Origin of the sequence: Streptomyces sp. URMC 129 (genome assembly GCF_051386415.1) — a bacterium.
In the GTDB taxonomy this organism is placed as follows: Bacteria; Actinomycetota; Actinomycetes; order Streptomycetales; family Streptomycetaceae; genus Streptomyces.
Map to the genome: position 1 here is coordinate 1 of NZ_JBPQTQ010000161.1, position 11087 is coordinate 11087.

At 75.6% G+C, this 11087-nt stretch carries 12 protein-coding genes; 6 read left to right on the plus strand and 6 right to left on the minus strand.

The genetic code is table 11. The features are described from left to right. A partial coding sequence (locus tag ACSNOC_RS25015; RefSeq protein ID WP_436749834.1) for a cation transporter occupies window positions 1-631 on the minus strand: 631 nt, incomplete at its 3' end. Then, window positions 628-969, minus strand: coding sequence for an ArsR/SmtB family transcription factor (locus tag ACSNOC_RS25020; protein ID WP_436749835.1), 342 nt, complete (start codon window positions 967-969; stop codon window positions 628-630). The genes ACSNOC_RS25020 and ACSNOC_RS25015, both read right to left, overlap by 4 nt. A 123-nt stretch (window positions 970-1092) precedes the next feature. On the opposite strand from ACSNOC_RS25020, the gene ACSNOC_RS25025 reads away from it, so the two are divergent. Further along, window positions 1093-1554: a PPC domain-containing DNA-binding protein gene (locus ACSNOC_RS25025; RefSeq protein WP_436749836.1), complete on the plus strand. Its 462-nt coding sequence runs from the start codon at window positions 1093-1095 to the stop codon at window positions 1552-1554. Window positions 1555-1630: 76 nt separating this feature from the next. Here the strand turns inward: ACSNOC_RS25025 and ACSNOC_RS25030 are convergent, their stop codons facing one another. Further along, window positions 1631-2359 carry a Clp protease N-terminal domain-containing protein gene (locus ACSNOC_RS25030; RefSeq protein ID WP_436749837.1) on the minus strand — a complete coding sequence of 243 codons (729 nt, stop codon included), beginning with the start codon at window positions 2357-2359 and terminating at the stop codon, window positions 1631-1633. Between the two features lie 32 nt (window positions 2360-2391). Further along, complete coding sequence (locus tag ACSNOC_RS25035; RefSeq protein WP_436749838.1) at window positions 2392-3195, minus strand: SIR2 family NAD-dependent protein deacylase; 804 nt, start codon at window positions 3193-3195, stop codon at window positions 2392-2394. A gap of 313 nt (window positions 3196-3508) precedes the next feature. On the opposite strand from ACSNOC_RS25035, the gene ACSNOC_RS25040 reads away from it, so the two are divergent. The 4 genes from ACSNOC_RS25040 to ACSNOC_RS25055 all read left to right on the plus strand — a co-directional run bounded on the left by ACSNOC_RS25040 (window position 3509) and on the right by ACSNOC_RS25055 (window position 8418). Further along, window positions 3509-4819 (plus strand): hypothetical protein, encoded by a 1311-nt coding sequence (locus tag ACSNOC_RS25040; protein ID WP_436749839.1) that lies wholly within the window; start codon window positions 3509-3511, stop codon window positions 4817-4819. A 107-nt stretch (window positions 4820-4926) separates the two neighbouring features. Beyond that, window positions 4927-5760, plus strand: a complete 834-nt coding sequence (locus tag ACSNOC_RS25045) for an inositol monophosphatase family protein (RefSeq protein ID WP_436749840.1) — start codon at window positions 4927-4929, stop codon at window positions 5758-5760. 37 nt (window positions 5761-5797) lie between these two features. Next, on the plus strand, window positions 5798-7219 hold the full coding sequence (locus ACSNOC_RS25050) for a phytoene desaturase family protein (protein ID WP_436749841.1): 1422 nt from the start codon (window positions 5798-5800) through the stop codon (window positions 7217-7219). Between the two features lie 68 nt (window positions 7220-7287). After that, on the plus strand, window positions 7288-8418 hold the full coding sequence (locus tag ACSNOC_RS25055; protein ID WP_436749842.1) for a glycerate kinase: 1131 nt from the start codon (window positions 7288-7290) through the stop codon (window positions 8416-8418). A 32-nt stretch (window positions 8419-8450) separates the two neighbouring features. Here the strand turns inward: ACSNOC_RS25055 and ACSNOC_RS25060 are convergent, their stop codons facing one another. Continuing rightward, window positions 8451-9026: a hypothetical protein gene (locus ACSNOC_RS25060; protein ID WP_436749843.1), complete on the minus strand. Its 576-nt coding sequence runs from the start codon at window positions 9024-9026 to the stop codon at window positions 8451-8453. Continuing rightward, window positions 9023-10174: an ROK family glucokinase gene (locus ACSNOC_RS25065; protein WP_436749844.1), complete on the minus strand. Its 1152-nt coding sequence runs from the start codon at window positions 10172-10174 to the stop codon at window positions 9023-9025. The genes ACSNOC_RS25060 and ACSNOC_RS25065 overlap by 4 nt, the downstream gene beginning before the upstream one ends. A gap of 85 nt (window positions 10175-10259) precedes the next feature. On the opposite strand from ACSNOC_RS25065, the gene ACSNOC_RS25070 reads away from it, so the two are divergent. Beyond that, window positions 10260-11087: amidase family protein (locus ACSNOC_RS25070; protein WP_436749845.1), on the plus strand; the 828-nt coding region annotated here is incomplete at its 3' end.

Below are 11087 nucleotides of genomic sequence, written 5' to 3' on the forward strand. Positions count from 1 at the left end.
GACAGGGCGTGAGGGGCGTGAGGGGTGGGCAGCAGCCCTTGCCGTGCCAGGCGCTGTGGCCCTCCTTGACGGCGATGGCGGCGATGATCAGGGCGGCGATCGGGTCGGCCCAGGACCAGCCGAGAGTGGCGTTGAGGACCAGGCCGCACAGGAGGACGGCGGAGAGGTAGGTGCACAGCAGGGTCTGCCGGGAGTCCGCGACCGCGCTGGCGGAGCCGAGTGCGCGGCCGGCACGGCGCTGCGCGGCGGACAGGAACGGCATGACCGCCAGGGAGAGCGCGGCCAGGACAATGCCGGTGACCGAGCGGTCGGCCTCGCCGTCGCCCGCCACCGCGCGGACGGCGTCGACGGCCACGTAGGCGGCGAGCGCGAAGAACGACGCCGCGATGATCCGCAGGGTCGTCCGCTCCCGGGCCTCGCGCACGGCGTGGTCGTGGCTGGAGAACTGCCAGGCGACCGCGGCGGCGGAGGAGACCTCGATGACCGAGTCGAGGCCGAAGCCGATCAGAGCGGTGGAGGAGGCGAGGGTGCCGGCGGTGAGGGCGACGGCGGCCTCGACGACGTTGTAGGTGATGGTCGCGGCCGTCAGGAGTCGTATGCGGTGGGCCAGCGGCTCACGTGTCGCGGTCATCGGCAGCATGCCTCGGCGTCGGCGTCGGGGCACGTGGTGCGGTCGGTCTCCACGGCGACCACGGCGGTGCGCAGGTCGTCCAGCGCGTGTCCGAGGCGTTCGTCGGCGAGTTCGTAGCGGGTGCGGCGGCCGTCCGGCACGGCGACCACCAGTCCGCAGTCACGCAGGCAGGCCAGGTGGTTCGACAGCCGCGTCCGGGAGACGCCGATCCGCTCGGCGAGGTCCGACGGATGGGCGGGCGCCTCCCGCAGGGCCAGCAGGAGCCGGCAGCGGATGGGGTCGGCGAGAGCACGGCCGAAGCGCGCGAGCACCGCGACGTCGGGGGTGATGGTCAGCACCCGACGACAGTACAGAGACTCCTGAATTCAGAGAAGCGTGAACTGTCCGGCGACGGCCGGGCCACCGGGCCGGGCCACCGGGCCGGGGTGCGCGGGCGGGGCACCGCGGCTACGGTCGGAGGCATGAAGTCACGGCTGGTCAGCGAGGTGGACGGGCTGCGCACCTTCGTCCTCGTCATGGACAAGGAGGACGAGGCCGTCGAACGCCTCACCGCGTTCTCCCGCGAGCACCGCGTCACCGGCGCCGGCCTCACCGGCGTGGGCGCCTGCCGCGACGCCACGCTCGGGTACTTCGACGCCGAGCGCAAGGAGTACCTCGACATCCCGGTGGGAGGGCAGAGCGAAGTGCTGTCCCTGATCGGGGACATCGCGGACGACGACGGCCGGCCCGCCCTCCACGCCCATGTGGTCCTCGGCCACCGCGACGGCTCGACGGCCGGCGGCCATCTCCAACGGCTGACGGTGTGGCCGACGCTGGAGCTGGTAATCACGGAGACCCCCGCCCATCTGCGCAAACGCGTGGACCCGGACGTCGGCCTGGCGCTCATCGCCCTGGACGCGACGGACGGACCGGGCGGGAGCTGACCCCCGCGTCACCGCCCCGACCACCGACCCGACCGCCCCGTGACAGAGACGCCCGCGCCGCGCGGAGACGCCCGCCTCACTTCTGGCGGAAGGCGGCGAGCGTGGCCGTGATGAACTCCTCGGCGGCGGCCCGGTCGACACCGAGGCCGGTGAGCACCCCCTCGCCGTCCTCGAACTCCAGCAGGGCCAGCAGGATGTGCTCGGTCCCGACGTAGTTGTGCCCGAGCCGCAGGGCCTGCCGGAAGGTGAGTTCGAGCGCCTTCTTGGCGCCGGGGTCGAACGGGATGAGGGCCGGCACCTCGCCCGATGCCGCCGGGAGCGCGGCCGTCGCCGCCGCCCGGACGGCCTCGGGGGTGACGTCCTGCGCCGCGAGCGCGCGGGCGGCGATCCCCTCCGGCTCGCTGAGGAGGCCGAGCACGAGGTGCGGGGGCCGGATCCGGTCGTGGCCCGCGGCGTGGGCCTCGTTCTGCGACGCGATCACGACGCTCCTGGCCCGCGTCGTGAACCGGTCGAACCCCTGGCCGGGCTGGAAGTCCGGCGCCGTGTCCGACTCCTTGGCGACGAAGCGCTTCTGTGCCGCCTGCCGGGTGACACCCATGCTCCGGCCGATCTCCGTCCAGGACGCGCCGGAGCGCCGCGCCTGGTCCACGAAGTGGCCGATCAGATGGTCCGCCACGTCACCGAGGTGATCCGCGGCGACGACGGCGTCCGCGAGCTGGTCGAGCGCGTCGGTGTGAGCGGCCTTGATGGCCTGGATGAGGTCGTCGAGCCGGACGGGATGCGTCATGCGTGCTGGTTCCACCATGTGTCAACCGTAAGTTGACACACTCCCGACTGTCAACAGCGGGTTGACAGTTCCCCCTCGCCTTCCTGGGCCAGCCGCTCCAGCAGCGCGGGGAACGACCGGCCGATGGGCTCGCGGATCACCTCGGCCGCCAGGTCGTCGTACGGGGTCGGCTCGGCGTTGACGATGATCAGGCGGGCGCCGTGGTCCGCCGCGATCCCCGCGAGGGAGGCCGCGGGCTGGACCTGGAGGCTGCTGCCGACCACGACGAACACCTCGCACGCCCGCGCGATCGTCACCGCCTCGCCCAGCCGTTCCGGGTCCAGGGCCTGTCCGAACATCACCGTCGCGGTCTTCAGGATGCCGCCGCACTCCTCGCACGCCGGGTCCGGCTCCCCCGCCTCGACCCGGGCCACCGCCGCCTCCGTCGTGCCGCGCGCGCCGCAGGCGGTGCAGAGCACGGACCGGGCGTTGCCGTGGAGCTCGATGACCTTCCGTGCGGGCAGCCCGGCGGCCTGGTGCAGGCCGTCGACGTTCTGCGTGATGACGCGGACCGGGACCCCGGACCGCTCCAGCCGGACGATCGCCTGGTGCGCGGCGTTCGGTTCGGCCCTGAACACCGGGCTGTCGCGCCGCATCAGCCAGGAGCGGCGGCGGATGTCCGGATCGCTCATGTAGAAGTCGTACGTGACCAGCTTCTCCGCCTCCGGGTCGCGCCGCCACAGGCCGGACGGCCCGCGGTAGTCGGGGATGCCGGAGTCGGTGGAGATCCCGGCGCCGCTGAGGATCGCCACCAGCGGGCGCCCGCCGGGGGTCCGGCCGCGTCCGTCGCTGCTCGTGCGGGTCGTGGGCGTCATGCGGAAAAGCGTAGGCGCTGCGGCGTGTTCGCCACGGTCGCCGGTCACGGACGTCAGGACGCCACCGCGCGGTGGTCCGGCTCCGGCGACGGGTGTACTGTCTGCTGCGGCCAACCCGCGCGGGACGCGGGGGTGAAGCGGTCGGTCGATGGCGCCTAACCCTCCTGCGGGCCGCCCGCCACGGACCGCCACGAGCCGTTCGCACCCGCTCGCAGACGCTCGCGGCGCGGGCAACGGCCGGAAAGAGCAGCTCGAAAACTGCCCGTAACCGACCGGGAACACGAATCGCAACCGGCTTGGGTTCAGTACCGACATGGCGGATGTGCGCTTGGCTCAGCACGACATGACGGCCTGCTTGGCCGCCTTCACCACCGAACTGCGGACAGTCACGCAAGCCCTCGACCCCGAGGACGGCTGGTTCGCCGCCTTCGCCCGGCGCAACGGCGAAGAGCTCCGGGCGTGGCTGACGGGGCGTGAACTCCCCCCCTGGGACGCCGTGGCGGACCTCCTCCAGGATCTGGCGGGCCGTCACGGGACGCTCGCCGCCGAGCAGATGGGGCGGCGCGTCAGAGCCGCGCACCAGACCGCCGTCCGCACCCAGGACGCCCTGCCCGGCAGCCGGGAGCTGCTGACCCGCAGACTGGCGGAAATCGACCGTACCGAACGCGAACTGCACCTGCGAGACCGGCAGTTGGCCGCAGCCGAGGACGTCGCCCGGCGGGCCGGGCAGGAGGAGGACGCGGAGCGCTTCGCCGGGCTGCGGCTGTGGGCGCGGGACGACCAGGAGCGGATGCTGTCCCGCCGCGCCGAGATCCGCGCCCGGCTGGACGCGCTGGGCGCGGATCCCGGCGAGGAGGCGCGGGAGGCGCCCGCGGCCGTTCCGGCGCCCGCCCCGGCCCCCGCGGCCGGGGCCGCGCGGCGCCGCCCGCGCGGCGCGCGGTTCGCCGGGCTGGACGAGGAGGCGGCCCCCGGCGCCGCGCCCGTGATCACGGCCGATCCGGGGACCGAGACGGCGGGCGCCCCGCCGCTGCGGGGCTCGCGCTTCGCGGGGGCGGTGCGCGAGGAGCGCAAACCGGAGCCCCGGTTCTCGCTGACCCCGCGGGACCGGCAGGCCGCCCTCGACCTGGCGGAGCGGCTGCGGCAGTTGCGCGCGGACGGCATGGACGGCGCGGCGCACGTGGTGCTGTGCGAGGCGGCGAGCGGCCCGCCCGAGCAACTCCCGGTGCTGGTGGCCGAGATGGAGCGCACCGGGATGATCTCCGACCTGACCACGCTGCTGTGGGAGGCCGCGGCGCTGCCGCCCGACCGGCTGGCCCTGGCGGCGGAGGCCCTGGCCGAGGCCGGCCGCGAGCGCGACTGCGGCCGGTTGCTGCGCCAGGGCGCGGCCCGGCCCGCCGGCGAGGCCGGCACCATCGCCGCCGAGCTGTGGTCCGCCGGGCACGGCAAGGAGGCCGTCACCCTGCTGACGGCGCTCGTCCGGGCCAGGACCGCCGAGGAGGCCGCGCGCGCGGCGGCACCCGCGCCCGACGTCGTGGTGCCGCTGCTGCTGGACGCGGCCCGGAAGGTCTCCCCGAGCCACCACTACGCGGTCACCAGCGAGCTGCGCCGCGCGGGCGTCGCCTGACCGGCACCCCCCGCCCCCTCGGCCCCGTCCTCCGGCCCCCGTCCTCCGTCCTCCGGCCGTGCGACCCCGGGGCGGGCATGTCGGACGTGTCATGTTTCGATGGACACATGATCGACGAACAGCTGGTGGCGGATGTCGAGGCCGCGGTGCGTCAGGCGGCGGCCGTGGAGATCATGCCGCGCTGGCAGCGCCTGGCCGAACACGAGGTCACCGTCAAGACCGGGCCGCACGACCTGGTGACCATCGCGGACCGCGGCGCCGAACGGCGGCTGGCGCGCGACCTCACCCGCATACTGCCCGGCTCCGTGGTGGTCGGTGAGGAAGGCGTCCACGAGGACCCCGAGGGCTACGCGGCCCTCGGCGGCGACGCCCCGGTGTGGATCGTCGATCCGGTCGACGGCACCCGCCAGTTCGTCCGTGGCGAGCCGGGCTTCTGCACCCTGGTCGCCCTGGCCCACCACGGGCGGATCCTCGCCTCCTGGACCTACGCCCCGGCGCGTGAACTGCTGGCGCACGCCCGGCGCGGGGCGGGCGCGTGGCTGAACGGCGAGCCGCTCGACGCGGGCTCCCCGCCCCCCGGCAAGGTGCTGGAGGTCGCCTGCTCGCACCCCGACTTCACCACCCACGACCAGAAGCGCGCCCTGTCGGGCCTGTGGACGGACGGCGTGGCGCCCCGCCCCTGCGGCTCGGCCGGTCTGGAGTACCTGGCGGTCGCGTCCGGACGGCTGGACGCCGTCGCGTTCAGCTGGGAACTGGCCTGGGACCACGCCGCCGGGCTGCTCCTGGTCGCCGAGGCCGGTGGCGCTCATCTGACGATCAGCGGCGAGCCGTTCGCCCTCGCCGGGGACAACGCGCTGCCGTTCACCGCCGCGCGGGACGAGGCCACCACGCGGCGTATCCTCGGGTTGCTGACGGCGGGCCGCCCCGGGGCTGCCGCCTGACCCGATCCTCGATCCTCACCCGCGAGGGGAGCCGTAAGTGCCGTCGTTGCGTGACGCCGTCGTCGTCGGAGCGGGACCGAACGGGCTGACGGCCGCCGTCGAGCTGGCCCGCCGGGGCATGTCGGTCGAGGTGTTCGAGGCGAAGGACACCGTGGGCGGCGGCGCCAGGACCGAGGAGCTGACGCTGCCCGGCTTCCGGCACGACCCGTGCTCGGCCGTCCACCCGATGGGCATCGGCTCCCCCGCCTTCCGGCGGATGCCGCTGGAGAAGTACGGGCTGACCTGGCTGCACGCCGATCTGGCGCTGGCCCACCCGTTCCCGGACGGCAGCGCCGCCGTGCTCGCCCGGTCGGTCGGGGAGACGGCCGCGTCGTTCGGCCCGCGCGACGCCGGGACGTACCGGCGGCTGCTCGCGCCCTACCGCGGCAAGTGGGAGACGCTGGTCGGGGACTTCCTCAAGGTGCCCTGGGACGGGCCGCCGCGTGACCCGGTCACGCTGGCGCGGTTCGGCCTCAACGGCATCCAGCCCGTCGCCCTGCTGACCCGCCGCTTCCGCGACGAGCCCGCCCGCGCGCTGCTGTCCGGCCTGGCCGCGCACGTCATCGCGCCCACCACCACGCTCGCGACCGGCGCCATCGCCATGGTCTTCGCGCTGGCCGCGCACGAGGTCGGCTGGCCCATGGCGCGCGGCGGCTCGCAGGCCATCTCCGACGCGCTCGCCGCCTACCTCCGGGACCTCGGCGGCGTCGTCCACACCGGGGTGGAGGTCAAGCGGCTGGACGAGCTGCCGCCCGCGCGGGCCTATGTCTTCGACACCTCGCCCACCGCCCTGGCCAGGATCGCGGGCCTCGGCCGGGCGTTCGACCACTTCCGGTACGGCCCGGCCGTGTTCAAGATCGACTACGCGCTGGACGGCCCGGTTCCGTGGCGTTCGGAGGCGGCGCGGCGGGCCGGGACGGTGCATCTCGGTCCCGGCACGCGGGAGATCACCACCGCCCTGCGCGCGGCGGCGGTGCGGGGGCGGGCGCCGGAGGTGCCGTTCCTGATCACCTCGCAGCCCGGCGTGGTGGACCCCGGGCGGGCGCCCGGGGGCAAGCAGGTGTTCTGGGTGTACGGGCACGTGCCCAACGGGTGGGACGGCGATCTCACGGACGCGATCGAGCGGCAGATCGAGCGGTTCGCGCCCGGCTTCCGCGATCTGGTGCTGGCCCGCGCCACCGCCGGACCGGCGGAGCTGGAGCGCCGCAACGCCAACTACGTGGGCGGGGACATCGCGTGCGGCGCGTTCTCCGGCCTCCAGACCATGTTCCGCCCCCGGATGCGCCTCAACCCGTACGCCACCGCGCACCCGGCCGTCTTCCTCTGCTCCTCGGCGTCCTGGCCGGCGCCCGGCGTGCACGGCATGTCGGGCCACAACGCGGCCAAGGCCGTGTGGCGCCGGCTGCGCGGCGCGGGCTGATCCCCGTTCCGGGTGTGAGCGCGGACGGCGGTGGATAGGGTCGGCCCCGGGAGACCGAGGAGGCCGACGTGACCGGGAACGTGCTCATCGCCGCGGACAAGTTCAAGGGCTCCCTGACGGCGGCCGAGGTCGGGCGGCACGTCGCGGCCGGGATCCGGGCGGTGCGGCCGGCGGCGGTCGTCGAGTCGCTGCCCGTCGCGGACGGCGGCGACGGCACCGTCGACGCGGCGGTCGCGGGCGGCTTCACGGCCCGGCGGGCCGAGGTCACCGGGCCGCTGGGGCTGCCGGTCACCGCGTCGTTCGCGCTGCGCGGCGACGTGGCCGTGGTGGAGATGGCGCAGGCGTCGGGGCTGCGGCTGCTGCCGCCGTTCACGTTCGCACCGCTGACCGCCACCACGTACGGCACGGGCGAGCTCATCGCCGCCGCCCTCGACGCCGGGGCGCGCACGGTCGTGCTGGGCGTCGGCGGCTCGGCCACCACGGACGGCGGCGCGGGCATGCTCACCGCGCTGGGCGCGCGGCTGCTGGACGCCGACGGCGACCCGCTGCCGCACGGGGGCGGCCCGCTGCGCGAGCTGGCCGAGGCGGACCTGTCGGGACTCGACCCCCGGCTGAAGGACACCGCGTTCGTGCTCGCGAGCGACGTGGACAACCCGCTGACCGGCCCGGCCGGCGCCGCCGCCGTCTACGGGCCGCAGAAGGGCGCCGACCCGGTGGAGATCGAGGCGCTGGACAACGCCCTGGCGCACTTCGCCCGCGTCCTGGAGCGCACGCTCGGCTCACGCGCCGCCGAGTACGCCCGCGCGCCCGGCGCGGGGGCGGCGGGCGGCGTGGGCTTCGGCGCGCTCCTCGGCCTGAACGCCGTCTTCCGCCCCGGCATCGAGGTGCTGCTCGACGTCCTCGGCTTCGCCACCGCCGTGGAGCGGGCCGACCTGGTGATCACGGGCGAGGGCTCCCTGGACGAGCAGACCCTCCACGGCAAGGCCCCGGCGGGCGTCGCGGCGGCGGCCCGCGCCGCCGGCACCCCGGTGGTCGCGGTCTGCGGCCGGCTGCGCCTGCCCCCCGACACCCTGCGCGCCGCCGGCATCGACCGCGCCTACCCCCTGACCGACGAGGAACCCGACCCCGCGCAATGCGTCGCCCAGGCCGGCCCCCTGCTGGAACGCGTCGCCCGCCGCCTGGCCGAGGACCTGCTGTAGCCGCGCCGCCTGCGGGCCGGGGGCCGGTCAGCTCACGGGTTGGTGGTGGAGACGACGAACACGCGCGGCCGTTCCTCGTGGGTGAGGTCGACCGTCACCGACACCTCGGGCTCCTGCTCCGACTGCTGCACGACCGTCCCGGCGAAGGTGCGCGCCGGGTCGTCGAAACGCCAGCCGATGACGTCGGCGCGCGACCGGCCGATGGTGACGGTGTCCTCGGCCAGCGCCGTCCGGTCGGTGCCCAACTCCTCCAGGAACGCGGTGAGCTGACCGGGCGAGCAGCGGAACTCCACGTACAGCGTGGACTCGTCCCACGAGTTGGTCTCGTAATAGCCCACATACGCCGCCCCGTCGGGAATCGGCACGTCGTAGATGCGGCGCAGGACCTTGCTCGGCCACTCGTAGATCAGCGCCCGCGCCGACGCCGAACGGGCCTTGTCCTCACCGCTGTCACGGCTCTGGTAGGCCGACAGCGCGAGATACGCGGCCGGGATCGCGATCAGCAGGAAGACGACGACGGCCGCCAGCCAGCGGTGACGCGGCCGGCGCGGGGGCCGCTGCGCGGGGGTGCTCACGGCGGACGCGGAGGGCGTGGTGGTCGCGGTCATGGCCGGGCCGCCCGTCCCCGCGGCGGCAGCCGCAGCTCGAACCCGGCGCCCCGGTGGGCCCGTTCGGCACGGCGCCGGTTGGCGCGGCGGAAGCGGCGGGCGACCAGCCGCGCCAGGTCGGCCGCGCCGACCATCCCCGCGTCGGTGCCCAGTTCGGCCCGCGCGATCTCGGCCTCCGGCCGGTACCCGCGCCCGGTGAGGTGGCGCCGGAACGCCTCGCGGGCCGGCTCGATCAGCAGGTCGTCGGCGTCGCTCACCCCGCCGCCGACGACGAAGCGGGCCGGGTCGAGAGCGGCGGCGAGGTTGGCGATGCCCACGCCCAGCCAGCGGCCCATGTCCTGGAGCAGCTCCACGCACATCGGGTCGCCCTCGCGGGCCAGCTCGGTGATCAGCGGACCGGTGATGTCACCGACCTGACCGCCCACCCGGTCCAGGATGTGGTGCGCGACGGGCGAGTCGGCCGCCGCCAGCTCGCGCGCCTCGCGGACCAGCGCGTTGCCGGAGCTGTACTGCTCCCAGCAGCCCCGGTTCCCGCAGGCGCAGCGGTGGCCGCCCGGCACCACCTGCATGTGGCCGAACTCGCCGGCCACCCCGTACGCGCCGCGCTTGACCCGGCCGCCCTCCAGTATCGCGCCGCCGATGCCCGTGCCCAGCGTGATCATCACCAGGTGCTCCGCGCCCCGGCCCGCGCCGAACCGCCACTCGCCCCAGGCCGCGGTGTTCGCGTCGTTGTCCACCATGATCGGCACCACCAGCCGGGCGGCCAGCGCGTCGCGCAGCGGCTCGTTGCGCCAGGCCAGGTGCGGGGCGAACAGCACGCGCGACCGGTCGGCGTCGACCCACCCGGCGGCGCCGATGCCGACGGCGTGCACGTCGTGGCGGTCGGAGAGGTCGAGGACCAGCTCCGCGATGGTGTCCTCGACGACCTTGGGGCTCTTGGACTTGTCCGGCGTCTCGGTGCGCACCCGCTCCAGGACCGTGCCGTCGGCGTCCACGACCCCGGCCATGACCTTGGTGCCGCCGATGTCGATCCCGACGGTCGGCACGCGGGGCGCGGACAGGTGTGAGCGGCGCTCGCGGGTGGCGATGGCGCTCAGCACGGTCGCCCGCGCGGTCTGGCGGTGCGCGCGCTCACGGTAGGTACTCATCGCGTCCGATTGTGCCCTACGCCGCAGGACGGCGGGCGCGGTCCCGTTCTTGACGCGGTCGGCGGGGGGCAGTTCACTGCGCGTGATGCGCGACGAGGAGTACGGGCGGCTGTCGGCCGTGGAGATCGCGGCGGCGGTGCGGGCGCGGGAGCTGTCGGCGGCGGAGGTCGCGACGGCGGCGCTGCGCGCGATCGAACGCCTCGACGGCGCGGTGCGGGCGTTCACGGCGGTGTGGCCGGTCGCCTCCGCCGTCCGTGAGGTGGACCGTGCGGTCCGCCACGGCGACCGGCTGCCGCTGGCGGGCGTCCCGATCGGGGTGAAGGCCCCCGAGGGGCTCACCTCGGTCCAGTCCCGGCGGCTGGTGGCGGCGGGCTGCGTGCCGGTCGGCGCGACGGCGGTGCCGGGCCGGGGCACGGTGTGGCAGACGTGGGGCCTCACCGACCGGGGCCGGACGCTGAACCCGTGGGACCCGGCCCTGTCCCCCGGCGGCTCCTCGGCGGGCTCGGCGGTCGCGGTGGCGACGGGCATGGTCCCGCTGGCGAGCGGCAGCGACGGCGCGGGCTCGGTGCGGATACCGGCGGCGTGGTGCGGCGTGATCGGCTTCAAGCCGACGAACGGCCGCCTGCCGCCCCGCGACCGCGCCGGCCTCAACGTCGGCGGCGCCCTGACCCGCCACGCGCAGGACGCGGCGGCGTACCTCACGGCGGTGGCCGGTGTTCCCTCCGCCCCGGCACGGCCGGTACGGGTGGCCTGGTCCCCGACGCTCGGCTACGCGGACACGGACCCCGCCGTGGCCGACGCCGCCCTCGCCGCCCTGTCCCGCCTCCCGGTCACGCTGCTGGACGTCCCGGTCCGTTTGAAGGACCCGGCCCCGGCCTGGACGGCCCTCCGCGCGGGCCGCCCCGCGGCCCGC